This is a genomic window from Pelagibius sp. (assembly GCF_028289705.1).
In the GTDB taxonomy this organism is placed as follows: Bacteria; Pseudomonadota; Alphaproteobacteria; order Kiloniellales; family Kiloniellaceae; genus Pelagibius.
Genome location: NZ_JANQOI010000128.1, coordinates 39,004 through 63,697, shown reverse-complemented (window position 1 = coordinate 63,697; position 24,694 = coordinate 39,004). Strand labels below are relative to the sequence as shown.

At 67.5% G+C, this 24,694-nt stretch carries 23 protein-coding genes and 1 pseudogene; 14 read left to right on the top strand and 10 right to left on the bottom strand.

Annotated features, from left to right (window positions below):
• The 6 genes from hutU to Q0996_RS16440 form a co-directional block, all read left to right on the top strand.
• A partial coding sequence (hutU, locus tag Q0996_RS16465) for a urocanate hydratase (RefSeq protein WP_299622098.1) occupies nucleotides 1-1,386 on the top strand: 1,386 nt, incomplete at its 5' end.
• Between the two features lie 56 nt (nucleotides 1,387-1,442).
• Entirely contained in the window at nucleotides 1,443-2,276 is an 834-nt protein-coding gene (locus Q0996_RS16460) for a class I SAM-dependent methyltransferase (protein ID WP_299622095.1), read from the top strand.
• Between the two features lie 120 nt (nucleotides 2,277-2,396).
• Nucleotides 2,397-3,491, top strand: coding sequence for a TRAP transporter substrate-binding protein (locus tag Q0996_RS16455; RefSeq protein WP_299622092.1), 1,095 nt, complete (start codon nucleotides 2,397-2,399; stop codon nucleotides 3,489-3,491).
• Nucleotides 3,492-3,686: 195 nt separating this feature from the next.
• Nucleotides 3,687-4,196, top strand: a complete 510-nt coding sequence (locus Q0996_RS16450; protein WP_299622089.1) for a TRAP transporter small permease subunit — start codon at nucleotides 3,687-3,689, stop codon at nucleotides 4,194-4,196.
• A gap of 20 nt (nucleotides 4,197-4,216) precedes the next feature.
• Nucleotides 4,217-5,743, top strand: coding sequence for a TRAP transporter large permease subunit (locus Q0996_RS16445; RefSeq protein ID WP_322096734.1), 1,527 nt, complete (start codon nucleotides 4,217-4,219; stop codon nucleotides 5,741-5,743).
• A gap of 177 nt (nucleotides 5,744-5,920) precedes the next feature.
• Nucleotides 5,921-6,148, top strand: a complete 228-nt coding sequence (locus tag Q0996_RS16440; RefSeq protein WP_299622084.1) for a hypothetical protein — start codon at nucleotides 5,921-5,923, stop codon at nucleotides 6,146-6,148.
• A gap of 23 nt (nucleotides 6,149-6,171) precedes the next feature.
• Here Q0996_RS16440 and Q0996_RS16435 read toward each other — a convergent pair whose 3' ends face one another.
• A complete protein-coding gene (locus tag Q0996_RS16435; RefSeq protein ID WP_299622081.1) occupies nucleotides 6,172-6,798 on the bottom strand; it encodes a hypothetical protein in 627 nt (208 codons plus the stop codon).
• 221 nt (nucleotides 6,799-7,019) lie between these two features.
• Here Q0996_RS16435 and Q0996_RS16430 point away from each other — a divergent pair, with 221 nt between their 5' ends.
• Entirely contained in the window at nucleotides 7,020-7,778 is a 759-nt protein-coding gene (locus Q0996_RS16430; RefSeq protein ID WP_299622078.1) for a DUF1194 domain-containing protein, read from the top strand.
• An 11-nt stretch (nucleotides 7,779-7,789) separates the two neighbouring features.
• On the opposite strand, the gene Q0996_RS16425 is transcribed toward Q0996_RS16430, so the two are convergent.
• Complete coding sequence (locus tag Q0996_RS16425) at nucleotides 7,790-8,686, bottom strand: transcriptional regulator GcvA (RefSeq protein ID WP_299622075.1); 897 nt, start codon at nucleotides 8,684-8,686, stop codon at nucleotides 7,790-7,792.
• Nucleotides 8,687-8,837: 151 nt separating this feature from the next.
• On the opposite strand from Q0996_RS16425, the gene Q0996_RS16420 reads away from it, so the two are divergent.
• Entirely contained in the window at nucleotides 8,838-9,098 is a 261-nt protein-coding gene (locus Q0996_RS16420; protein WP_299622073.1) for a hypothetical protein, read from the top strand.
• A 64-nt stretch (nucleotides 9,099-9,162) separates the two neighbouring features.
• Here the strand turns inward: Q0996_RS16420 and Q0996_RS16415 are convergent, their stop codons facing one another.
• The 5 genes from Q0996_RS16415 to Q0996_RS16395 all read right to left on the bottom strand — a co-directional run bounded on the left by Q0996_RS16415 (nucleotide 9,163) and on the right by Q0996_RS16395 (nucleotide 14,502).
• A complete protein-coding gene (locus Q0996_RS16415; RefSeq protein ID WP_299622070.1) occupies nucleotides 9,163-9,852 on the bottom strand; it encodes a hypothetical protein in 690 nt (229 codons plus the stop codon).
• Nucleotides 9,849-10,592: a ferredoxin gene (locus Q0996_RS16410; protein WP_299622067.1), complete on the bottom strand. Its 744-nt coding sequence runs from the start codon at nucleotides 10,590-10,592 to the stop codon at nucleotides 9,849-9,851. Before Q0996_RS16410 ends, Q0996_RS16415 begins: the two co-directional genes overlap by 4 nt.
• The gene (locus Q0996_RS16405; RefSeq protein WP_299622103.1) at nucleotides 10,589-11,050 is read right to left on the bottom strand and encodes a YcgN family cysteine cluster protein; all 462 of its coding nucleotides are present in this window, start codon (nucleotides 11,048-11,050) and stop codon (nucleotides 10,589-10,591) included. The genes Q0996_RS16410 and Q0996_RS16405 overlap by 4 nt, the downstream gene beginning before the upstream one ends.
• A gap of 69 nt (nucleotides 11,051-11,119) precedes the next feature.
• The gene (locus tag Q0996_RS16400) at nucleotides 11,120-12,691 is read right to left on the bottom strand and encodes a trimethylamine methyltransferase family protein (protein ID WP_299622064.1); all 1,572 of its coding nucleotides are present in this window, start codon (nucleotides 12,689-12,691) and stop codon (nucleotides 11,120-11,122) included.
• A 113-nt stretch (nucleotides 12,692-12,804) separates the two neighbouring features.
• The gene (locus tag Q0996_RS16395) at nucleotides 12,805-14,502 is read right to left on the bottom strand and encodes a methyl-accepting chemotaxis protein (protein ID WP_299622061.1); all 1,698 of its coding nucleotides are present in this window, start codon (nucleotides 14,500-14,502) and stop codon (nucleotides 12,805-12,807) included.
• A gap of 353 nt (nucleotides 14,503-14,855) precedes the next feature.
• Here Q0996_RS16395 and hutH point away from each other — a divergent pair.
• Together hutH and Q0996_RS16385 are read left to right on the top strand one after the other, a co-directional pair.
• A pseudogene (gene hutH / locus Q0996_RS16390) lies at nucleotides 14,856-16,349 on the top strand (histidine ammonia-lyase); the annotation flags it as partial.
• Nucleotides 16,350-16,568: 219 nt separating this feature from the next.
• Complete coding sequence (locus Q0996_RS16385; protein WP_299622056.1) at nucleotides 16,569-17,033, top strand: MarR family winged helix-turn-helix transcriptional regulator; 465 nt, start codon at nucleotides 16,569-16,571, stop codon at nucleotides 17,031-17,033.
• An 18-nt stretch (nucleotides 17,034-17,051) separates the two neighbouring features.
• Here the strand turns inward: Q0996_RS16385 and Q0996_RS16380 are convergent, their stop codons facing one another.
• The 3 genes from Q0996_RS16380 to Q0996_RS16370 all read right to left on the bottom strand — a co-directional run bounded on the left by Q0996_RS16380 (nucleotide 17,052) and on the right by Q0996_RS16370 (nucleotide 21,451).
• Nucleotides 17,052-18,083, bottom strand: coding sequence for a 2-oxoacid:ferredoxin oxidoreductase subunit beta (locus tag Q0996_RS16380; RefSeq protein WP_299622053.1), 1,032 nt, complete (start codon nucleotides 18,081-18,083; stop codon nucleotides 17,052-17,054).
• 1 nt (nucleotide 18,084) lies between these two features.
• Nucleotides 18,085-19,953: a 2-oxoacid:acceptor oxidoreductase subunit alpha gene (locus Q0996_RS16375; RefSeq protein ID WP_299622051.1), complete on the bottom strand. Its 1,869-nt coding sequence runs from the start codon at nucleotides 19,951-19,953 to the stop codon at nucleotides 18,085-18,087.
• A 160-nt stretch (nucleotides 19,954-20,113) separates the two neighbouring features.
• A complete protein-coding gene (locus Q0996_RS16370) occupies nucleotides 20,114-21,451 on the bottom strand; it encodes an FAD-dependent oxidoreductase (RefSeq protein WP_299622048.1) in 1,338 nt (445 codons plus the stop codon).
• Between the two features lie 476 nt (nucleotides 21,452-21,927).
• Between Q0996_RS16370 and Q0996_RS16365 the strand changes: the two genes are divergently transcribed.
• The 4 genes from Q0996_RS16365 to Q0996_RS16350 are packed head-to-tail and all read left to right on the top strand — an operon-like array spanning nucleotide 21,928 to nucleotide 24,586.
• Nucleotides 21,928-22,632, top strand: coding sequence for a B12-binding domain-containing protein (locus tag Q0996_RS16365; RefSeq protein WP_299622047.1), 705 nt, complete (start codon nucleotides 21,928-21,930; stop codon nucleotides 22,630-22,632).
• A gap of 46 nt (nucleotides 22,633-22,678) precedes the next feature.
• Nucleotides 22,679-23,326, top strand: coding sequence for a DUF1638 domain-containing protein (locus tag Q0996_RS16360; RefSeq protein WP_299622044.1), 648 nt, complete (start codon nucleotides 22,679-22,681; stop codon nucleotides 23,324-23,326).
• Complete coding sequence (locus tag Q0996_RS16355) at nucleotides 23,314-23,616, top strand: virulence factor (RefSeq protein WP_299622041.1); 303 nt, start codon at nucleotides 23,314-23,316, stop codon at nucleotides 23,614-23,616. Before Q0996_RS16360 ends, Q0996_RS16355 begins: the two co-directional genes overlap by 13 nt.
• A 22-nt stretch (nucleotides 23,617-23,638) precedes the next feature.
• Nucleotides 23,639-24,586, top strand: coding sequence for a methylenetetrahydrofolate reductase (locus tag Q0996_RS16350; protein ID WP_299622037.1), 948 nt, complete (start codon nucleotides 23,639-23,641; stop codon nucleotides 24,584-24,586).
• Nucleotides 24,587-24,694 lie beyond the last annotated feature (108 nt).

Sequence of the window (24,694 nt, the reverse complement as noted above, 5' to 3'; positions counted from 1 at the left end):
GCCGACGCGCCGCGGGTGCTGATCGCCAACTCCAACCTGGTGCCCCACTGGGCCGACTGGGAGCACTTCGGGCGGCTCGATAAGCTGGGCCTGATGATGTACGGCCAGATGACCGCCGGCTCCTGGATCTACATCGGCAGCCAGGGCATCGTGCAGGGCACCTACGAAACCTTCGTGGAGGTGGGCCGCCAGCACTACGGCGGCGACCTCAAGGGGCGCTGGATCCTGACCGGCGGCCTCGGCGGCATGGGCGGCGCCCAGCCGCTGGCGGCGACCATGGCCGGCGCCTCCATGCTGGCGGTCGAATGCCAGCCCAGCCGCATCGAGATGCGCCTGACCACCGGCTATCTCGACCGCCGCGCCGATAACCTGGAAGAGGCGCTGGAGATCATCAACGAGGCCAAGGTCAGGGGCGAGGCCGTTTCCGTCGGTCTGCTGGGCAACGCCGCGGAGATCTTCCCGGAACTGGTGAAGCGGCGCATCCACCCCGACGCGGTGACCGACCAGACCTCCGCCCACGACCCGCTGAACGGCTACCTGCCGGCGGGCTGGAGCCTGGAGCGCTGGGAGCAGGAGAAGATCAAGGACCCGGCCGGCGTGGTGCAGGCGGCCAAGGAGTCCATGGCGGTCCAGGTCCAGGCCATGCTGGACTTCCACGCCCAGGGCGTGCCGACCCTGGACTACGGCAACAACATCCGCCAGATGGCCAAGGACATGGGGGTCGAGCAGGCCTTCGACTTCCCCGGTTTCGTCCCGGCCTATATCCGTCCCCTCTTCTGCCGCGGCATCGGCCCGTTCCGCTGGGCGGCGCTCTCCGGCGATCCGGAGGACATCTACAAGACCGACGCCAAGGTGAAGGAGCTGATCCCCGACGATCCGCATCTGCACACCTGGCTGGACATGGCCCGCGAGCGCATCCAGTTCCAGGGCCTGCCGGCGCGCATCTGCTGGGTCGGCCTCGGCCAGCGCCACCGCCTGGGCCTCGCCTTCAACGAGATGGTGGCCAGCGGCGAGCTCTCGGCCCCGGTGGTGATCGGCCGCGACCATCTGGACTCCGGCTCCGTCGCCAGCCCCAACCGGGAGACCGAGGGCATGCGCGACGGCTCCGACGCCGTCTCCGACTGGCCGCTGTTGAACGCAATGCTGAACACCGCGGGCGGTGCCACCTGGGTCTCCCTGCACCACGGTGGCGGCGTCGGCATGGGCTACTCCCAGCACTCCGGCATGGTCATCGTCTGCGACGGCACGGAAGCCGCGTCCAGGCGCATCGCCCGGGTGCTGTGGAACGATCCGGGCACCGGCGTGATGCGCCATGCCGATGCCGGCTATGAGATCGCCATCGACTGCGCCAGAGAACAGGGCCTGAAGCTGCCCATGCTGGACTGAAGGCGGATCTGAGACGACACTGCTTGCAGCCGAACACAGGAGAAGGATTGCACAGTGTGAGCAGCCGGCCTGACATCGCGGACCACTACACCAAGGGCGATCTCCTCACGCGGATCCAGGCCGCCCTGCGCGACGACGGCGTCGACCCGGATGCTGCCGGCGTCGCCGCCCTGGCGCCCTACGATCAGTTCCACGGCCGGGGCCTGGAGGTGACGGAGGAGATTGCCGGAACGCTTTCCGTCGCGCCGAACGACCACCTGCTGGACGTCGGCAGCGGCATCGGCGGGCCCGCCCGCTACTTCGCCGAGCGCTTCGGCTGCCGGGTCACGGGCATCGACCTGACCGAGGAGTTCTGCCAGGTCGCCCAGCGTCTGAACGCGCTTGTGGGGCTGGAGGAGCGGGTGCGCATCCACCAGGGCGATGCCCTGGCCATGCCCTTCGAGGCGGCGTCCTTCGACGGCGTCTATTCCATGAACGTCTCCATGAACATCGCCGACAGGGCCGCCCTCTACGGCGAGATCCGGCGCGTCCTCAAGCCCGGGGGCTGGCTGGTGCTGTCGGAGATCGCCCTTGGGCCCGGCGGCCCTCTCGACTATCCGACCCCCTGGGCGGAGAGCGCCGACGCCAGCTTTCTGACGACGCCGGAACAGACCGCGGAGGACCTGCGAGCCGGTGGCTTCGCAGACATCACATGGCGCGATACCCGGGAAGAGGCGCTGGCCTTCGGCGCGCGCTCGCGGGCCATGGTCGAACGCGGCGAGAAGCCGCCCCACCGCGCGGTACAGATGATTCACGGCGATGGCGCCGCCACCATGGCGGCGAACATGAACCGCGGCTTTGCGGAAGAGGCCATCCTTCCCATCGAAGTCTTCTGCCGCAAACCGGGCTGACCGCATCGCGTCGGGCGCCCAAATGGGGGGAATGCGGGACCACAACCTGCCGCTGCTGGACGGAACCCGAGGCGCCCGCGTAGAACTGTTGCATAAGGGCAATCAAGAGGGAGAACCGCGATGAAAAGACGTGCCTTTCTGAAAGCCGGCGGGGCCGGTGCCGCCGCTGTCGCCACGACCGGCCTGGCCGCGCCCGCCGTCGCCCAGGGCAAGATGCAGTGGAAGATGGTGACCGCCTGGCCCAAGAACCTGCCGGGGCCCGGCGTCGCCGCGCAGCTTCTCGCCGACCGCATCACCGCGCTGTCGGGCGGGCGCATCGAGGTGAAGCTCTTCGCCGCCGGCGAACTGGTGCCGGGGCGCGGCGTCTTCGACGCGGTCTCCGAGGGCACCGCCGAGCTCTACCACGCGGTTCCCGCCTACTGGGGCTCCAAGTCCAAGGGCATCCTGGTCTTCGGTTCGCAGCCCTTCGGCCTGCGCGCCGACGAGCAGGTCGGCTGGCTGACTCACGGCGGCGGCCAGGCGCTCTACGACGAGATGTACGCGCGCTTCGGGCTGAAGCCCTTCCTCTGCGGCAACTCCGGGCCGCAGTGGGCCGGCTGGTTCCGCAGCGAGATCAACTCCGTCGACGACCTCAAGGGCCTACGCTTCCGCACCACGGGGCTGGCTTCGGAAATGTGCGCCAAGCTGGGCATGGCGGTGCAGGCCATGGGCGGGCGCGACATGTTCCAGGCGCTGCAGTCCGGCGCCCTGGATGCCGGCGAGTTCATCGGCCCCTGGACCGATTCCGCCCTCGGCTACTACCAGGTGGCCAAGAACTACTACTGGCCCGGCGTCGGCGAGCCCTCCTCCGCCGAGGAATGCGGCGTCAATCTGAAGGCCTACGAGGAGCTGCCTGACGACCTGAAGCAGGCCGTCGCGCTGGCCTGCGAGTCGCTCTACAACCCGGTCTGGACCGAGTACACCACCAAGCACGCGCTCGCCCTGCAGAAGCTCGTCGCCGAACAGGGCGTGCAGGTGAAGATGCTGCCGGAGAGCGTGCTCGTCGCCATGGGCAATGCCGCCGGCGAGGTGATGACGGAACTGCGCGAAAGCGACGACGAACTCGTCAAGCGCATCGTCGAGAGCTTCCTCGCCTACCGGAACTCGATCTCCGATTACATGGTCTTCGCCGACAACGGCCAGATGAACGCCCGCGCGCTGGACTACACGTACTGAGAAACTGACTAAGGGGCTGGCGCGACGGCATCGCTAAGGCCATTCTCGATCCGTCACCCTCGGACTTGTTCCGAGGGTCCATGGCACCGCGGCGACCCGGTCGAACCATGGATGCTCGGGACAAGCCCGAGCATGACAGTGGGGAGAATGGCAACGGCGTTGCCTGACGGCTTGGGGGATTAACAAGAGGCGACCATGCAGCCATGGATCGACCGGCTTGAGGCGGTGAACCAGGCCGTCGGCTCGACGGTGCGCTGGCTGACGCTGGCCATGGTGCTGCTGCAGTTCGCCGTGGTGCTGCTGCGCTATGTCTTCGGCATCTCCTTCATCTTCCTGAACGAGGGCGTGCTCTACATGCACGCCGCGCTGTTCATGCTGGGCGCCGGCTACACCCTGCTGGTCGACGCCCATGTGCGGGTCGACATCTTCTACAGCCGCCGGTCCAGGCGCGGCCGGGCCCTCACCGATCTGTTCGGCGCCTTCGGCTTCCTGCTGCCCTCCATGCTGATGCTGCTCTGGGTCACCTGGCCCTCGGTGCGCAACTCCTGGGCTGTGCTCGAAGGGCCGATCTCGGTGGGCGGCATCCCCGCCTCCTTTCTCATGAAGTCGCTGATCCCCGCCTTCTGCATCCTGCTGATCGTCCAGGGCCTGGCCTGCGCCCTGCGCGACCTGCTGCGCCTGCGCGGCGCCGACGACCCGGCGTGACCGCCTACCTCGACGTTCTGATGTTCGCGGCGCTCATCGGGGCGATCCTGCTGGGCTACCCCGTTGCCTTTACGCTGACCGGCATCGCCGTGATCTTCGCCGGGCTCGGCTGGGCCTTCGGGGTCTTCGACGTCAGCCTCTTGGGCGCGCTGGGTCAACGCGTCTTCGGCCTGCTGACCAACGACGTGCTGATCGCCATTCCGCTCTTCGTCTTCATGGGCGTGGTGCTGGAAAAGAGCCGCATCGCCGAGGACCTGCTGGAGACCATGGGGCGGCTGTTCGGCAGCCTGCGCGGCGGCCTCGGCGTGTCGGTGATCCTGGTGGGCGCCCTGCTGGCCGCCTCCACCGGCATCGTCGGCGCCACCGTGGTCGCCATGGGCCTCATCGCGCTGCCCACCATGCTACGCAACGGCTACAACCCGCGTCTCGCTTCCGGGGTGGTCTGCACCGCCGGCACCCTGGGCCAGATCATCCCGCCCTCGACCCTGCTGATCATCCTCTCCGACGTCATGTCCAACGCCTATCAGCAGGCGCAGTTCCGCCAGGGCCTGTTCACCATCGACACCATCTCGGTGGGCCAGACCTTCGCCGCCGCGCTGCTGCCGGGCCTGATGCTGGTCGCCATCTACGTTGGCTACATGCTGGTCAAGGCCTGGACATCGCCGGAGGCGGCCCCGGCCCTCGCCCGCCCGGAGGCCGCGCCGTCGCGCGCCGTGGTGCTCTCGGCCCTGGTGCCGCCCTCGGTGCTGATCATCGCCGTGCTGGGCTCGATCCTCGGCGGCGTCGCGACCCCCAGCGAAGCGGCCTCGGTGGGGGCCATCGGCGCACTGCTCCTGGCCGCGTTGCGGCAGGACGGATCGCCGCGGCTGATCTATGCCGGCGGCGCCGCGCTGCTGGCGCTGGCCGTGCTCTCCCGCCTCGCGCCGGTGCGCCTGCAGCGCGCGGACGTCGGCGCCATCGACTGGCTGCTCGGCCTCCTGGCCGTCGCTCTGGTGGTCCTGGCCCTTGCCGCCGTCGGCCTGGCCCTGCGCCGCGCCTGGCGGGCCGGGATTCTGAAGCCGGTCATGACCTCCACCATGACGGTGACGGCGATGATCTTCGCCACCATCCTCACCGCCAGCGTCTTCTCCCTCGTCTTCCGCGGCCTCGGCGGCGATGCCCATGTCGAGGAGATCATCGCCGCCATGCCCGGCGGCGCCGACGGGGCGCTGCTGTTCGTCATGGCGCTGATCTTCGTGCTCGGCTTCTTCCTCGATTTCGTGGAGATCTCGGTCATCATCCTGCCGCTGGTGGCCCCGGCCCTGATCCTGCTGGGCCACGACCCGGTCTGGCTGTCGATCCTCATCGCCATCAACCTGCAGACCTCCTTCCTCACACCGCCCTTCGGCTTCTCCCTGTTCTACCTGCGCGGCGCCGCGCCCAAGGAGATCACCACCGGCCAGATCTATGCCGGGGTGCTGCCGTTCATCGGGCTGCAGGTCCTCGGCATGGCGGTTCTTTGGTTCTGGCAACCGCTGGCGACAGTGCTTCCGGAGTGGCTCTTCTAGAGCGTTGGGGATCGGTCACAGATCAACAAAATCAGCAGTTTAAATCGGTTGCTTAAAGTGACCGATTGTTGTAATGCCACAGAAATGTCATGAGCCACTGTGAGGGACGTCTCTACATTGCCAGGCAGTAGATCTGCACCGCAGACTTCAGGTCACCAAGGAGGGACCGGGTCCCCCATGCCACGTAGGATCGCTACCCTTTGCGCCCTTGCCGCGTTGGTCGTCATCGTCGCGTTCGTGCAAAGCGATCAGGGTCAGCACACCTTGGACCGGATCTTCGGGACGGCAGCGCACGGCGAACCCCTGATCGACCCGAACACCGGCCGCATCGTCACCCTGGAGACCCTGCGCGCGGAGGCCGAGTGGCGCAAGGAAACGGCCGAGAAACTCCGTCGCCTCGATTGACCCCGGCCTCAGTCTAGATCTCGTCAGTTCAGTTCTACGGTCAGCCGCCGCTCGTTGCCGGCGCGCACCTCGACGTTCGCGCGACCCCGCCACGGCCCCTGCCGGGCCAGGATGACATAGCGCCCCTGGCGCAGCAGGAAGCGGCCGTCGGCGGCCTGGCGTGTAGTCACCGGTTTGCTGAAGGCAGTGTCGCTGGCCTTGAAGACCTGCCAGTCGACGGTTTCCCGCACCGAGGGCCCGCCGCGCCCACGCACCGCGGAAACGGCGACGGCACCTGCGTTCATGTCCAGGGTATAGCTGTAGCTTCGCCCGGCGGCGACCTCGATGGTGTGTTTGACCAGCGCGTCCCGGGTTTGCGCCTGGGCCAGGTAGAAACCTTCCGGCAACGCCAGCTCGGGCTGGGCGTTCTTGGTCTCGGCGACCAGTTGCCGCCGCCCTGTGGCATCGCGCGCAAAGGTCAGGATCTGCCAGTCGACCGCGGAGGTCAGGGGCGCCGCGCCACCATGGGGCACCACCTGCAGCCGCACCCAGCCAAGCCCGTCCTCCGTGCCTCCCTGTCCGGACTCCGCGGCGCCCTGCGCGGCAACCCCCGTCGTCGAAACAACAACCCCCACCGCCAGGACGGCGATCAGCGACATCACGAAACTCAACGAACCCTGCCTGCCCACGGGCGTCCCCCCGAATCCGACTCGATGACAGAAGCGGCGCTGCGCACTATGCCGCGCCCGGCCTTTAAATGCGATGAACCATTGGCGGGATTTCGGACGGCAGCCAAAGTCGCGGGCGTGTGCGCAGGCGTGACGATGACAATGCCGTACGCACGGGGCGAGGCGCGCTATCCGCCGATCGCGATGACCGCTAGATTACCGGCATGCCGACGCCCACAGTGCTCCTTTTCGCCCCGGTCCTGGCCTTGGCCCTGACACTCGTCATCCTTCTTCGCCCCGTGGCCGCGGCCGCGCAAACTGAGGCCGTGAACCTGGAACTGCTGTTGGCCGTCGACTGCTCGTCCAGTGTCAGCGACGAGGAGTTCTCTCTGCAGATGCAGGGAATCGCCCGCGCTTTCGAGGACCCGCCGGTCCTCGCCGCCATCGAACAGATCGGCGGCCGGGGCATCGCCGTCGGCCTTCTGCAGTGGTCCAGCAGCGGCGCCCAGACCATGGCCATCGACTGGACCCGCATCGACGGGGTCGGCGGCGCCCTGGCCTTCGCAAAGGCGGTCAGACGCACAGACCGCCTCATCCCGGGCGGCGCCACCTCGCTCAGCGGCGCCCTGACCCAGGCGGTGACGGCGATCGAGCGCAACGGCTTCCTTGGCGAACGTCAGGTGATCGATGTCTCCGGCGACGGCCGCGCCAACGAAGGCGAGTCGCCGGCCCACGCCAGGGCCTATGCCAACCGGATCGGCATTACGATCAACGGCCTGGCGATCCTCAACGAGGAGCCGGACCTGACGGACTATTACCAGGCCTGGGTGGTCGGCGGGCCGGGCAGCTTCCTGCTGACCGCCAACGACTTTCACGACTTCGCCGAGGCGATGCGCCGCAAGCTCTACTTCGAGATCGTCGGCGCCCCCGTCGCCGCCGCGCCCGGCGGCGAACGCCACGGCAGCCTTCGGCAAGACCGCTGACGGGGACGGACTTAGAGCTCCAGTCCTGTCGCCTGGGCGGCGTCGAAAAGGAAATCGCGAAAGGTCTTGACCTTCGCCCGCTCCAGGGCGTCGGGCAGATAGACCAGGTGGTAGGCGAGATCGCTCAGCACCGTCACGTCGAAGGGTTTCACGAGGCGCCCGGAAGCCAGGTCCTCGGCGACCAGGGAGCTGCGCCCGAGCGCCACCCCCTGCCCTTCCGCCGCGGCATGCAGGATCACCGTCGAATCGTCGATGATCGGCCCGCGGCGCGGGTCGATGTCGGTGACCCCGGCCACCGCCAGCCACTGGATCCAGCCGTCGTGGTCGTCTTCGTGCAACAGGGTGTGATGCCGCAGGTCGCCGGGTTGACGCAGCGGCTTGTCGCCCTGCAGCAGGGAGGGCGCGCAGACCGGCGTGTAGTCCACCCGCAGCAGGAACTCCGTGGTCACGCCGTCCCAGGGACCGGCCCCGAAACGCACCGCCATGTCCACATCGTCGCGGCGCAGATCGGCCATCTGGTAGGAGTGGTGCAGGCGCAGGTCGATCTCCGGGTGGTCCGCCCAGAAGCGCGGCAGATGGTGGATCAGCCACTTCGCCCCGAAGGACGGCGTGATGGAAACGGTCAGCGTCCGCGACTCGCCCTGGCCGCGCAGGCGGCCGGCGGTCTCGGCGATCTGGGCGAAGCACTCGTTCACCACGGGATAGAGCATCGCCCCCTGATCCGTCAGCACCAGCTTGCGGGTCAGGCGCTTGAAGAGGGACGCCCCAAGATGGGTCTCCAGCGCCTTCACCTGGTGGCTCACCGCCGCCTGGGTAACGTGGAGTTCCTCCGCGGCCTTGGTGAAGCTGAGATGACGGGCACCGGCTTCGAAGGCCCGCAAGGCATTCAAGGGGGGCAGGTCTTTCACGATCCCATACCTTAGTCTGATTAATTCGATAGATGAGAAAGTGTCGTTTGTCGCCGTGGGTAGCCAACTATACTTTATTGATCTAGATAATTTTTCAAGCACTCCTTGGATCTTTCAGCTCCCCGGAGTCCAGCAAAGAGTGAGGAAAATTATGTCTGAGATCCAACATTTCTGCATGCTGCGCGCCAGCGTCAGGATGCTGCCCCCCGGCATCAGCGAACCCTTCGCCCCACAGTTTCGCCCGGTGCGCCCCCGGCGGCCCGGGCGTCTTGCCAAGGGCTGGACCCGTCTGCGCCGCTTTGCCGGGCGCCGGCTGCTGGACCTGGGCGGGCATGCCTTGCGGCTCGGGCGGCGCTGGGCCGAACCGCCGCTCGATTCCACAAGCCTCTCCGTCTTGAAGCCGGTCCGCTAACGCGATGTGTGTTTTGGCGGCGCCAGCCCGCTTCGACGCAAGTCGAAATCGCGTCAAGCCTTCTTCAAGCCAGCCAGCGCGCCAGAAAGCCGCGCAGCCAGTCCTCCATCGGCGCATCGAAGCGCCGGGCGTCGGCCAGTTGGGAGCCCTTCGCCTGGGCGCCGGGCTCCTCCAGCATGTGGGCGGCGTCGCGCATCCAGCGCTCCATCATCGGGCGGTTCACCTCGGGATGGAATTGGATGGCGTAGGCGTTGGCACCATAGCGAAAGGCCTGGTGCGGGAAGACCGTTCCGGTGGCCAGTAGTTCCGCAGAGTCCGGCACCACAAAGCCTTCGTTGTGCCACTGATAGACCTGCATGGGCGCGCCGAGGAAACCGTCCGCCGCCGGCGTCGGTTCGATCCTGACATAGCCGATCTCGTGCAGACCCTCGTCGTGCCGGAAGACCGGCGCGCCCAGGGCCCGGGCCAGCATCTGCCCGCCCAGGCAGATGCCGAGAAAGGGGCGGCCGGCCTCCGCCCAGGCGCCGATCCAGTCGATCTCGGCGCGGATGTGCGCGCTGTTCTCCCCGTCGTTGGCGCTCTCGGCACCGCCGTAGACCACCGCGGCCCTGTAATCGCTGTCGAGCGGCGGCAAGGCATCGCCGCGCCCGGGCGAACACCACTCGATGCGGTATCCCAGGTCCTGAATCATCTGGGAGGCGCGGTCGTCGCGCTGGCCCACGGGGTGATCGATCAAAAGAACCGACTGCTTCATCGAGGCTCCGTCTTTGTCGCCGTCTTCGTCACCGTCTTCGTCCGGGCGGTTTGGGCCGTCAGAAAGGCCTCCATGTGAAAGGCCGCCTGCGGGGCATCGTAGTGGTGTTCGCGGCCCACCGGGCAGGCCCGCCGCGCCAGGCAGCCGCCCGACAGGCAATCCTCCCCGGCCGGGTCGAGCAGATGGTCTGCGCAGGCCGCCACGTCATAGCCGGACTCGGAAAAGGCGTCCACCGGACAGGCGCTCAGGCAAGGCCGTTCGGCGCAACTCTCGCAAGGCGAAGCGGCCGCCGCAAGCCTCGGCAGATCCAGGGCCGGGCCCAGCGCGATGGCACCGCGATAGGCGTGCCAGAGGCCGTAGACCGGATGGATCAGCATGCCGAGCGGGGAGGCAGCGAGCCCTTCCGCCCTTTGCGCCCAGCGCAAGAAGGGATGGTAGGGCGGCCCGCCGAAGGGAAAGAGCGCAAGCCCGCCGAAGCGCGCCGCGAGTTCGCCGATCACCCGGGCGCTCCAGCGGTTCATCGGGTCCGGCCGCCCGTCCCGGGCCTCTGTCGAACGGCTGAAGCTTGGCCAGAGGCTGCCCCCGAGGTTGCCGAGCAGGATCAGGGTGCGGCTCTCGCCGCCGTCGCGCTGGGCCGGTACGCCGTCACCCGGCTCGCAGAGAAAGGCGCCGCGCAGCCGCAGGCCGCTCGCCTCGGCCGCGTTCCGGACAGCATCGAGTGCGGGACCGCGCGCGTTCACGGTTCCGTACCGTCTTCGCCCGGCCATTCGACGATGTGGTCTTCCAGGTCTTCGTCCGGGACCTCGGTCTCGCAGATCACGCGGCCACGCACCGAGATGCCCGCCTCATGCACGCTGTTGGGATCGCCAGACACCAGGGGATGCCACCAGGCGAGGTCTCGCCCTTCCGCCAGCCGCCGGTAGGCACAGCTCGGCGGCATGAAGTTCAGCCCGGCGATATTCTCCGGCGAAAGCTGAACGCAGTCCGGCACCCGCGCCTTGCGATTGGCATAGTCGCGGCAACGGCAGGTCTTTTCGTTCAGCAGATGGCAGGCAACATCGGTGTGCTCGATGGCGCCGTCGTCCGGGTCTTCCAGCTTGATCAGGCAACAGCGCCCGCAGCCGTCGCAGAGGGCCTCCCACTCCGCCGTGGTCATCTCGGCCAGCGCCTTGCGCTGCCAGAAGGGGCGCCGATCCATGTCCATGGAGAAAACCTAGCGCCGCGCTGCGCTGCTTCCAAGCCGCGCGAGGGTACGGGTGGCTCGGCCTCAGGCTGCCGGGCGCATGGCCTGGGCGGGAAGCTGGATGTCGAAACGGCGGCGGATCTCCGCGTCGAGATCCGGGGAGATGGCCTCAGGCCAGTGTTCGGCCAGCACCTTGCGGGCCCGTTCCCGCGCCGCCTCGCGGATGTCGCGGCCGCCCTTCAGTTCCCAATCGTCGCGGTTATCCCGGTCCAGAAGGCTGGGATAGAGGTATTCGCTGTTCATCAGCGCCAGGGTCTGCGCATGGCCGAGGAAGTGGCCGGGGCCCTTGCAGACCTCGTCGATCACCGCGACGGAGAGCGAGTCCGCACTCACCTCGATGCCTTTCAGCATGCGCATGATCCCGCCGTTCACGTCGTTGTCGATGACGAACTGCTCATAGGCGACGGTCAGCAAGCTCTCCAGGAAGCCGGCGGAGTGGTGGATGTAGTTGGAGCCGGCGAGCGCCGCCGCCAGGCCGGTGATCGCCTTCTCCGCGCCGGCCTGGGCATCGGGCACCTTGGCATCGGAGATGCCCGAGGAGTTGTAGATCGGGATACGCACGTGCTGGGCGATCTGGGCACAGGCGGCGTGCAGCAGGGCGAACTCCGCCGAGCCGCCGACGAAGGCGCCGCTGCGCAGATCCGCCTGCGCCGGCACGCAGCCCATCATCAGCGGATGGCCCGGGTTCAACAGGTTCACGTAGACGATGCCGGAAAGCTGCTCGGCGGTGATCTGCACCAGGGTGCCGGCCAGCGCCGCCGGCGAGGTCGCCCCCGCCTGGGGCGCTGAGGAAATCGCCACCGGCAGCTTGTGGGCGACGATCTGGTCGAGGATCTCCACCGTCTCCGTCGCGTAGCGCAGCGGGCTCACGGTCCAGCAGTTGCTGTAGGAGATGATGGGGCGGCGGTCCAGGGACTCAGGCCCGCCGGCCAGGATCTCCGCCATCGCCCTCTGCTCGGCCACCTTCTCCGGCAGATAGGCATTGGCCATGACGTGCTTTTCAGTGGCGGCCAGGCAGGCATAGAACTGATTGATGTCGATCTGTTCGTTGGGCAGGTCCCGCGGCACCACCGGGCGCATGTAGAAGTGAATGTGCTCCAGCGTGTCGCAGAGCCGCCCGATGTCGTAGTTGTCGGCCAGGCGCGTTTCGCGGACCCGGCCGTCCAGATCCAGGATCTTCACCGCCTGGCCGCCGGTCCCCATATAGACCCGCCGTCCGCCCAGATGCAGGTCGTGATCCGCATTGCGGCCGGCCAGCAGCACCTCGCTGACCGTGGTCTCCAGGCCCTGCTCGATGAGCTTCTGGCCGATGTAAACGCGGTTGGCATCCTCGTCGATACGGCAGCCGGCGGCCCGAAAGACCTCCCGGCAGGGACTTGGCGCGACCTCGATGCCGGTGCGCTCCAGCACCTCGATGGCCGCATCGACAATGCGTGGGATGTCGGCTTCGCGCAGCGGCCGGTAGGTCCCGCCGGCCAGCCCGGCCGGGGCGACCGGATCGACGGTGCGTTCGGCGGAGCGCTGTCTGCGGCTGGCCGCCCCCTGGCGCCCGCCGGCCCTGGTCCGCCGTCCGCCCGCTCTTCTTTCAGCCGCCATGCCCGCCGTGCCCGCCTTGTGTCGTCACCGCGCCAAGCTTGGCGCTTTGCCCGGGCCGCGCTGTCCCCGATCCGACAGTTAGTGTCGCGGCGGCAGACCGAAGCCTCGCAGGGTTAGGCGGCGCGCACCTCGGCGATGAACTGCTCGACCTCGCGCCGCAGGGTCTCGGACTGTGCCGCGAGGTCTCCGGCGGCGCTGAGCACCGCGCCGGCCGATGCCCCGGACTCCCCGGCCGTCTGGGTGACCGAGGCGACGTTGCCGGCGACCTGCTGCGTGCCGGCGGAGGCCTGTTGCGCATTGCGGGCGATTTCCTGGGTCGCCGCCCCCTGTTCCTCCACCGCCGCGGAGATGGAGCCGGCGATCTCGTTGATGTGTTCGACGGTCTCGGCGATTGCCTTGATCGCCGAAGCCGCATCCGTGGTCGCAGACTGGATCTCACCGATCTGCTGAGAGATCTCCTCGGTCGCTTTGGCCGTTTGCGTCGCCAGGGACTTCACCTCGTTGGCGACCACGGCAAAGCCCTTGCCGGCCTCGCCGGCGCGGGCAGCCTCGATGGTGGCATTGAGGGCCAGCAGGTTGGTCTGCTCGGCGATATCGGAGATCAGGCTGACCACCTCACCGATCTTCTGGGCCGCGTCGACCAGCCCCTCCACCTTGCTGTTGGTGCCCCGCGCGTCTTCCACGGCCTGGTTTGCCGTGTCGGAGGAGCGGGTGACCTGGCGGGAGATTTCCTCGATCGAGGACGACAGCTCCTCGGCCGCCGAAGCGACGGTCTGCACGTTGGTCGAGGCTTCTTCCGAGGCCTCCGCGGCGGCGTGGGCCTGTTCCTCGGTCTTGTCCGCGGCGCCGGACATGGACTTCGCTGTCGTCTGCATGGCCCCGGCGGTGGCGGAGACGGACTCGACGACGGATTTGACGCTGGACTCGAAGCTGTCGGCGAGCCGGTGCATGGCCGCCCGCTTTTCTTCCTCCGCCCGCGCGGCAGCTTCGCGCTTTTCCTGTTCCAGGCGCCGTTGCTCCTGGGCATTAGCGCGGAAGACCTGGACCGTATCCGCCATGGCGCCGATCTCGTCGTGACGGCCGACCCCGTGGATCTCGACCTCCAGATCGCCGGCGGCCAGTTTGCGCATACAGTCGATCATGCCGGTGATCGGCCGGGTGATGCTGCGCGCAATCAACACCGACGTCAGGGCGATGACGACCAGAATGGCGGCGATGGTGCCGGCAGTGACCACCGCCTTGCGCCAGAAGATGGCGTCCAGGTCGTCGATGTAGACGCCGGTGCCGATGATCCAGCCCCAGGGCTCGAAGCCCTTGACGTAGGACTCCTTGGCCACCGGCTCTTCCCTATCCGGTTTCGGCCAGAGGTAACCGACGAAACCGGCCTGCCGGTCGCGCACCACCTCGACGAACTCCATGAACAAGAGGTTTCCGGCCTTGTCCTTGAAGCCAGAGAGATCCTTGCCGTTCAGCTCCGGCTTGATCGGATGCATGACCATGGCCGGCTGCATGTCGTTGACCCAGAAATAGTCGGAGCCGTTGTAGCGGATGTCGCCGATGGCGGTCAGCGCCAACCGCTGTGCCTCCTCCTCGGTGATCTCGCCGGCCTCGGCACGCTGGTGGTTCGCCGCGGCGATGGCCACGGCGCTTTCGACCAGCTGCCGCAGTTCGTTGCGCTTCTGATCCACCAGAGAGCCGCGCAGGTCGACCAGCATGACGCCGGCGACGATGGCCAACCCGAGCGCCGAAAGCGCAATCAACATCGATATGCGGTGGACGATCCGGAAAGACCGAAGAACCTTGAGCGGCATGGAGCCCTCTCCTCATCAAGCGTGCCTACCCGGGGCGGACCCTAACCACGTGGACCTTAAGCAAACGTTTAAGCTAACTCATTGTTTTTTCGAAGTTTCTACTATACCGCTCGCTTCAGTTGAATAAGAAACAGGGCCGACTCCATGTTTGCCTGTGTCGCTCGAAATCGAGCGGATCAGAGCGTCCCGCCGACCCTCTTCTGAACCCCGAAAGGGTAAAGCACGGGATGGCTTTCTGCCCCTGCCCGCGCCGTCGCCCGAACAGCAAGGCGATCAAGGAGTGGCTTTATGGTCCGCCAAAAGGATGCTATGACTGACCAAGTTGTATATACAACTTCGGGGGACCAGAGATCATGGCTGTGCCGGGGGACCGCTTTGCGCTGAGAGCCGGCGCCCTGACGCTGCAGGACCTGCGCGGCTTCTGGGCGGAGGCCCGTCCTCTCGCCCTCGATCCGGCCAGCTATGAGGCCATCCGGCGGTCGGCGGACAGCGTCGCGGCGGTCGTGGCCGAAGGCCGCACCGTCTACGGCATCACCACTGGCTTCGGCAGCCTGGCGCGGCAGACCATCGGCCGCGACCAGGTGAGCGAACTGCAAAGCCGGCTGGTCAGGTCGCACAGCACCGGCGTCGGGGCGCCGCTGGACGACCGCGTCGTGCGCCTCATCCTGCTGATGAAGGTCAACGCCCTGGCGCGCGGCCATTCCGGCATCCGTGCCGAGGTCCTCGACCGCCTGATCCTCCATCTCAACGAAGAGCTCTACCCGGTGATCCCGGCGAAGGGATCGGTGGGCGCCTCCGGCGATCTCGCGCCCCTGGCCCATCTCTCATCGGTCCTGCTGGGCGAGGGCGAAATCCGCCACCAGGGAGAGATCCGCCCGGCGGGGGCGGTGATGGCGGAGCGCGGGTTGCCGCCCATCGAACTGGCGGCCAAGGAAGGGCTGGCCCTCCTGAACGGCACCCAGGTCTCCACCGCCCTGGCCTTGCATGGACTGTTCATGGCCGCGGACCTCTTCAGCGCGGCGCTGACTGCGGGCGCCCTGTCGGTCGACGCCGCCCTAGGCAGCGACACGCCCTTCGATCCGCGCATCCACGCGCTGCGCGGCCATGCCGGCCAGATCCAGGTGGCGGCCTGGCTGCGTGAGCTCCTGGCCGACAGCGAGATCCGCCACTCCCACCTCGACTGCGACCGGGTGCAGGACCCCTATTCCCTGCGCTGCCAGCCCCAGGTCATGGGCGCGGTCATGGACCTGCTGCGCAACGCCGCGGCGACCCTGGCGGTGGAGGCCAATGCCGTCTCCGACAATCCGCTGGTCTTTCCCGACAGCGGCGAGGTGCTCTCCGGCGGCAACTTCCATGCCGAGCCGGTGGCCTTCGCCGCCGACACGACCGCCATGGCGCTGTCGGAAATCGGGGCGCTCTCGGAGCGCCGCATCGCCCTGCTGGTCGATGCCACCATGAGCGCCCTACCCGCCTTTCTGGTGGCCGAGCCGGGGCTCAACTCCGGCTTCATGATCGCCCATGTGACCGCCGCCGCCCTGGCCTCGGAGAACAAGATGCTGAGCCACCCGGCCAGCGTCGACAGCCTGCCGACCTCGGCCAATCAGGAGGACCACGTCTCCATGGCCACCCACGGCGCCCGCCGGCTTTCCGAGATCGCCGACAACGTGGCCCACATCCTGGCCGTGGAACTGATGGCGGGCGCCCAGGGCATCGACCTGCGCAAGCCGCTGAAGACCTCTCCGAAGCTGGCTCAGGCCATGGGCGCGATCCGCGAGCGGGCGGATTTCCTGGGCGACGACCGCCTGCTGGCCCCGGACATCGCCGCCCTGGCAGAGCTGGCCAACAGCGGCTGGTTCTCCAAGCACCTGCTGATGGGCGACTGCCTGACTGACCTCTAAGGCGCCCTCGAGGTCCGTCAGGTCAGCGCCGGCCATCGCCGCTGGACGCACGCCGAAAAGCGCCTATATACTGTTCGTGGCAGAGGATTTGTTGGCACTCAAACGGACCGCGCAAGACGGCCGGCGGGTGGCTTTCCCAAGGTTTCGAACTCCCCAGGGGTGACCAACTTGTCCAGCCTTTCCGAACAGTCCCGAAGTGAGATGCCGCCGGCGGCGGCGGCCAGCTTCATTCTCGACGACCAGGTTCAGCACCTGCTGCGCCGGGCCCACCAGCGCGCCTCGGCGATCTTCCTGTCCGTCCTAGCCGATGCGCAACTGACACCGACCCAGTTCTTCGCTCTGGCGCGGCTTTATGAGACCGGCAAGCTCTCGCAGAACCGCCTCGGCCGCCTGGCGGCCATGGACCCGGCGACCATTCAGGGCGTCATCCGGCGCCTGCAGGAGCGTGGCTTCATCGAGCGCCTGCCCGATCCCAACGACCGCCGGCGCATGGTCCTCAGCCTTTCGCCGCTGGGGCAGGAGACCGTGGCGGCATTGCTCGCCGACGCCCAGAGCATCGGCGAGGAGATTCTCTCGCCGCTCGATGCCGAACAGCGGCGGACCTTCCTCAGCCTGCTGAAAAAACTGGTCTGACGGAACTGGCCGAACCGATCACCCAACCGTCCAGGTGTGGCCCTTGTGCAGCAGGTCAGCCAGGCTCGCGGGGCGCGCGCGGTGCACCGCCTTCACCTCTTCCACCACGCTGGCTTCATAGCTGCTCGGCGCCGGATCGCAGAACAGCACGCCGAGGGCGACCGGTAGGTGGGGTGGCTGCATGGCGGCCAGCAAGCCTGCCATGGCACGGTCGGTTTCGTCGTGCACCAGGATGTCCGCCTCGCCGATACCGTCCTCGCCCAGGGTGACCGCTTCCAGGGCCAGCCGGCCCGGCTTCAGCCTGAGGCCCCGGTTGCCCTCCTTGCCGAAGAGCATCGGCTTGCCGTGCTCCAGATGGATCTGTGCGTCGGCCGCCACGGCACGGTCGGTGAAGTCGCCGAAAGCGTTGTCGTTGTAGACCAGGCAGTTCTGGAAAATCTCCACCAGGGAGGCGCCGCGGTGCGCACGCGCGCGCTTCAGGACCTCCGGCAGATGCTTCTGCAGGGTGTCGACGGAACGGGCGAAGAAGCGCGCACCCGCGCCCAGCGCGAAGGAACCGGCGGAGACCGGCGTGTCCAGCGAGCCCCCGGGGGTGGAGGGAGAGCGGGTGCCGACCCGGGAGGTGGGCGAGTACTGCCCCTTGGTCAGGCCGTAGATCTCGTTGTTGAACAGGAGAAGCTGCAGATCGACGTTGCGCCGCAGGACGTGAAGCAGATGATTGCCGCCGATGGAGAGCGAGTCGCCGTCGCCGGAAACCACCCAGACATCGAGTTCGGGATTGGTCAGCTTCACGCCGGTGGCGATGGCCGGGGCGCGGCCGTGGATGGTGTGAAAGCCGTAGGTGGAGAGGTAATAGGGAAAGCGCGCCGCACAGCCGATCCCCGAGATGAAGACGGTCTTGGCGGTATCGGCCTCCAAATCCGCCAGAGTCTTCTGCACCGCCTTCAGGATGGCGTAGTCGCCGCAGCCCGGACACCAGCGCACTTCCTGATCCGAGGCGTAGTCCTTGGCTGTCTTGGCCGTCTTGGCCGGCGCCGTTGCGATGTTCATCTCAGGCCTCCAGGCGGGCGCGCACCGCCGCCTCTATCTCGACGATCTTGAAGGGCTTGCCGGTCACCTTGCTGAGGCTTTCGGCCGGCACCAGGAACTCGCTGCGCAGCAGGGTGACCAATTGGCCGTCGTTCATCTCCGGCACCAGGATCTGCTCAAAGCCGCCCAGCAAGCCACCCAGGTTGCGCGGTAATGGCCAGATGTGGCGCAGGTGCAGATGGGCCACCGAGAGCCCTTCGTTGCGCAGGTTGTCGACGGCCCGGCTGATGGGGCCGTAGGTCGAGCCCCAGCCTACCACGACCAGTTCTTCATCCGGCCCGCCCTGCTCGAGCCTCTGCTCCGGCACGTCCTCGGCGACCCGCAACACCTTGTCGCGGCGCAGGTCGGTCATGCGCTGGTGGTTCAGCGCATCGTAGGAGATGTTGCCGCTGTCGCTGGCCTTTTCGATGCCGCCGATGCGGTGCTCCAGATCCGGCGTGCCCGGCACCGCCCAGGTGCGGGCCAGGGTCTCCGGATCCCGCTTGAAGGGATGGAAGCCCTCCGGCTCCCGTTCGAAGGCCACCGGAAAGCGCGGCAGCGTTTCGGCATCCGGAATGGCCCAGGGCTCGGCCGCGTTGGCGATGTAGCCGTCGCTGAGCAGGATCACCGGGGTCATGTAGTGGGTGGCGATGCGCACCGCCTCGATGGCCACCTCGAAGCAGTCGGCCGGCGAGCGGGCGGCGAGCACCACCAGCGGGCTGTCGCCGTTGCGCCCGAAGACGGACTGGTACAGATCGGACTGCTCGGTCTTGGTCGGCATGCCGGTCGAGGGCCCGGCGCGCTGGGAATTCACCACCACGAGCGGCAGCTCCGCCGAGATCGCCAGGCCCAGGGCCTCGGTCTTCAAGGCGACGCCCGGGCCGGAACTGGAGGTGACGCCGATGCCGCCGGCATAGGAAGCGCCGATGGCTGCGCAGACGGCGGCAATCTCGTCTTCGGCCTGAAAGGTCACCACGCCCATGTCCTTCAGCCCGGCCAGAGAATGCAGCAGGGAGGAGGCCGGGGTGATGGGATAGGAGCAGAAGACCAGCTTCAGCGCCGCCGCCTCGGCCCCCGCCACGAGGCCCCAGGACAGCGCCTCGGCGCCGGTGATGTTGCGGTAGAGGCCCGGGGCGATCTTCGCCTCGGGCACCTCGAAGGCGGCCAGGTCCTCGCCCATCTCCGCGGTCTCGCCGAAGGCATGGCCGGCATTGAGGGCGGCGATGTTGGCCTCGGCCAACTCGGGGCGCTTGGCGAACTTCGTCTGCAGCCAGTCCTGGGTCGCCTTGCGCTTGCGCCCGAACATCCAATAGACGAGGCCCAGCGCCCACATGTTCTTGCAGCGCAGGGCCTCCTTCTTGCTGAGGCCGGAGTCCTTCACCGCATCGAGGGTCATCTGCGACATGTCGACCTCGACGACCCGGTAGGTCTCCAGGCTACCGTCCTTGCGGGGGTCGGCGGCGTAGCCGGCCTTGGTGAGGTTGCGCTCGCTGAAGGCCCCGGAATCGAGGATCAACAGGCCGCCCGGCATCAAATCCGGCAGGTCGACCTTGAGGGCCGCCGGGTTCATGGCGACCAGCACGTCGAGGGCATCGCCGGAGGTCTTGATCAGGCGCGCGCCGAAATTGATCTGAAAGGCAGAGACGCCGAAGGTGGTGCCGACGGGCGCGCGAATCTCCGCCGGAAAGTCGGGAAAGGTCGCCAGGTCGTTGCCGGCCAGCGCCGTCGATAGGGTGAACTGACTGCCTGTCAGCTGCATCCCGTCGCCGGAATCACCGGCAAAGCGCACGACCGCCGATTCGAGGACCCGACGCCCCGAGGGTTCGGCCTTTAGCGCCGTCGAACCTTCCATTCCCATGACCTCTCACTGAATAAAGACGCGATGCCGCGCCGGCCCGCTGCCACGGCGAGACTATGGCCCCGGAACCCCGGTTTGGCCATCGCCATCTCTCCTAAAAGATCATAGGCAGCGGTAGAATGCTTTAAAATCACAATTTCTGTATGTGTATCGGTCAGTCGGCCTCGTCCCGCTGGGCGGCGCGGGGCTCGTTCAGGACGGCCAGCATTTCCGCCACCCGGATCAGTTTTTTGCGCGGCATCCCGGGCTCGGCCGCCGCCTCCTCCGCCGCCTCGATGGCTTTCCAATCTTCGTAGCTGATCCAGGCGACACCACGTTCGTCCAGCAAATCCTCCAGGGCCAGCCGCCCGGACCCGGAGGTCCGCGAGGGGCCTGCCTCCGTCAGGTCGGCTTCGATGTGGGCGGCGATCTCGTCGGCATCGGGCTTGTTGGTGCCGATCACGCCGGTGGGGCCACGGCGCGCCCAGCCGACGACGTAAAGCCCCTTGGCCACCCGGCCGCGGCGGTTGGTGACGACGCCGCGGTTGGCATCGAAGGGCAGCCCGTTCAGGGGCCGCGAGCGGGTCCCGATGGCCGCCACGATGGCGCCGCAGGGCAGGTCGAAGGTCTCCCCGGTGCCGACGACGTTGCCGGCTTCCAGGCGCGTCCGCTCCAATCGCAGCCCCTCCACGCGGCTCTCCCCCAGAACCTCCACCGGACGGCTGAAGAACTTGAAGTGCAGGCGTTTGCGCTTTCCGGCGCCGGACAGGGCGGCAAAGCTGCGCAGGGTGTCCAGGTTCTTCGCCTGAAGGCGGCGGTCGCGTTCGCTGGCCTCCGCCGCCGGCTCCTCGGGCAATTGGCCGGGATCGACGACCGGCAGGCAGTCGGCAAGCTGCGCCATCTCGCGCAGTTCGACATTGGTGAACTTCGCCTCCAGGGGACCGCGGCGCCCGATCAGGTAGACGTCCTTGATCGGCGCTGCGTGCACCGCCTCGCCGGCGTAGTCCGGCAGATCGGTGGTCGCCATTTCACCGGGCGTCTTGACCAGCACGCGGGCGATGTCCAGGGCGACGTTGCCGTTGCCGATGATGGCGACACTCTCGGTCTCCAGGTCGGGGGCCAGGTCGCGGTGGGCCGGATGGCCGTTGTACCAGCCGACGAAGGCCGCCGATCCGTAGACCCCCGGCTTGTCGCCGCCGGGGATCTTGAGCTCCCGGTCCAGGGGGGCGCCGATGGCGATGATGACGGCGTCATAGATGCGGCGCAGTTCGCTCAGTGCCACATCCCGTCCCACTTCGACGTTGCCGTAGTAGTGGACCGCCTCGTCTTTCGCGGTGCGCTCATAGGCGCGGACGACCCGCTTGGTCGACTGATGGTCCGGCGCGACGCCGAACCGTATCAGCCCAAAAGGGGTCGGCAGACCCTCGATCAGATCGATACGGAAATCCAGGCTGGACCGCAACAAAGCCTCAGCGGCATAGAAGCCGCTCGGCCCAGCGCCAATGATCGCCACGCTGAATGGCATGATCTCCCCGAATCCGGCCTTTCCAACCGTCCCCTTGGGCCAGATCCTTCCATTGCCGTTGCGCGATGGCAAGGGGGCCCAAGGTCTCTTTTCCTGGTTCGACGGCCGCCATCATTGCGCCCCTCCCCGGGCATGAGAATGACCCCGATCAATTGATCACAGACTATTGAAGCCGCGTGCCTTGCCCGCCTGTGACTAAATTCCCCGCCCGATCCGATGGCGCCGACAGGGCCCCCGTGGCAGGGCCGGAATGGGCTGTTCTGCGGGCTCCCGACCGCCCCCCGAAACCCGGCGCAAGGCATTGACTTCACTTCCCTTTCTGGGATGTCGCGTTTCAGACACGAACTGTCGCCGAAGGTGAAGCCGAGGGTACCTCGCCAACGTCACAAATGATGCGGCGGGGCACGTGGCCCCAGGGCGCGCCTGCCAAGGGGGTTGTGTGCGCTTGGCGCAAGGGTGGAACCATGGCCGACGAAGACGATCTCGATCTCAACAGCCTTGACGACGAAGAACTCGTCAAGCAGATGCACGACGACCTCTATGACGGTCTCAAGGAAGAGATCGAAGAGGGCGTCCACATCCTCCTGGGCCGCGGCTGGGCACCTTACAAGGTCCTGACCGAGGCGCTGGTCGAGGGCATGCGCATCGTCGGCATCGACTTCCGCGACGGCATCCTCTTCGTGCCGGAGGTGCTGCTGGCGGCCAACGCCATGAAGGGCGGCATGACGATCCTGCGCCCGCTGCTGGCCGAGACCGGCGCCCCCAAGCTCGGCACCATGGTGATCGGCACCGTCAAGGGCGACATCCACGACATCGGCAAGAACCTCGTCTCCATGATGATGGAGGGCGCCGGCTTCGACGTGATCGACCTGGGCATCAACAACCCGGTCGAGAACTACCTGGAGGCCCTGGAAGAGCACAAGCCGGACATCCTCGGCATGTCCGCCCTGCTGACCACCACCATGCCGTACATGAAGGTGGTCATCGACACCATGAAGGAAAAAGGCATCCGCGACGACTATGTGGTGCTGGTCGGCGGCGCGCCGCTGAACGAGGCCTTCGCCGAGGCCGTCGGCGCCGATGCCTACTGCCGCGATGCCGCGGTGGCGGTGGAAACCGCCAAGGACTTCATGAAGCGCCGCCACAACCAGTCCAAGGGCGCCGCCTGAGCGCCCGGTCGCGCGTAACCGCCGACCCCCTAGGAGTGCCGACTGCATGCCTGCCATCGAGCCAGTCGTGGAGTGTCCGGAGCGCACCCTGCTGATTGCCTGCGGGGCGCTGGCCCGCGAAGTGGTGGAACTGATCCGGGTCAACGCCTGGCGCCACCTGACCGTGAGCTGCCTGCCGGCCTCCTGGCACAACACGCCGGAGAAGATCCCCGGCGCGATCCGCGAGCGCATCCGCACCGCGCGGGAACGTTACGACCGCATTTTCGTGCTCTACGGCGACTGCGGCACCGGCGGAGAGCTGGACCGGGTGCTGGAAGAGGAAGGGGTGGAGCGGATCGAGGGGCCGCACTGCTACTCCTTCTTCGCCGGCAACCAGGTCTTCGACGCCCTGGCCGAGGCCGAACCCGGAACCTTCTACTTGACCGACTACCTGGCGCGGCACTTCGACCGGCTGATCATCCAGGGGCTCGGCATGGACCGCCATCCGGAGCTGGAGGCGCTCTACTTCGGCAACTACACGAAGCTGATCTATCTGGCGCAGACCGAGGACCCCGACCTGCAGGCCCGCGCCGAGGCCGCCGCAGCACGTCTCAACCTCACCTACGAATACCGCTTCACCGGCTATGGCGACATGGCCCGCTTCCTGGAGCAGAAGGTGGACTTGCCGCAGGAGCCGGCCTCATGGCTCAGCTGACCGTCGTCTACTGGCGCGACATTCCCGCCCAGGTCATCGTCAAGGCCGGGCGCAAGAATGCGAAGGTCCAACTGACTGAACGCTTCGAGAAGGCCATCGACCGGGCGGCCATGCGCGCCAAGCTGCACGGCAGCGACGCCTATCTGGCGGAGTGGCGCCGCGGGGCCCCGAGCGACTGCGGCGACGACCTGCAGGCCGAAGCCGACGCGGCGGCCAGCCGGCTGGAAAACGAATACGACGATGCCCGCCTGGCGGAGTTGGTGGCCGCAGGCGGGCAGAGTTCGGCATAGTAGCGTAAGAAGGAAGCCTGGGATGTTTGCTGTGAGCAATGCCAACACGGTCGACAGGGCCGCAGAAGAGACCCGCCAGCAGATCGTCGATCTGATGCAGGACTTTACCGTCGAGACGACGCCGGGCTCGGCCACCAAGATCGCCGACTACCGCGACCATCTGCGCCCCGGCGCCCGGGTGGCCGTCACCTTCCTGCCCGGCTCCGACTTCGCCGACACCGTCGCCACGGCAAAACGCCTGCGCGAGGAGGGCTTCGAGCCGATGCCCCACTTCGCCGCCCGCTCCATTCCCAGCCGCGCGGCCCTGGAGGACTACCTCAAGACCCTGAAGGACGCGATGGACCTGCGCCACGTCGTGACCCTGGCCGGCGCCGTCGACTCGCCGCTGGGGCCCTTCGAGAGCTCCATGGACATCCTGGAGACCGGACTCTTCGACCGCTACGGCATCGAGACAATCGGCGTCGCCGGGCATCCGGAAGGCAGCCCGGACATCTCGCCGGAAGGGCTCAGCCAGGCGCTGGCCTGGAAGAACGCCTTTGCCGAGCGCAGCGACGCCAGCCTCTACATCGCAACCCAGTTCTGCTTCGAGGCGGCGCCGATCATCGCCTGGGACAAGGCGATCCAGGAAGCCGGCAACCGGTTGCCGATTCACATCGGCATCCCCGGCCTTGCCACCATCAAGACCCTGATCAATCACGCCAAAGCCTGCGGCGTCGGCCCCTCGATGCGCTTCCTCACCCGCCAGGCCCGCAACGTGGCCCGACTGATGACCGTGAACGCGCCGGACAAGCTGCTGCTGGACCTCGCCCGCTACAAGGCGCTGGACCCCGACTGCGGCATCACCAGGGTGCATGTCTATCCGCTGGGCGGCCTGCGCCGCTCTGCGGCCTGGAGCTACGCGGTGGCCGACGGCGCGCTGGAACTGAAGCCTCGCGACAAGGGTTTCAGCGTCACGCGCCACATCGAGTAGGCGAAAAGCCGGTCTCCGGCCGATCTTTGCGCGATTCGGCCACTCCGGGTCGCCTTTGCGTCAGCCGGTGCCGGCAAAAGGGCCGCATATCGCCCCATCGCAGACATT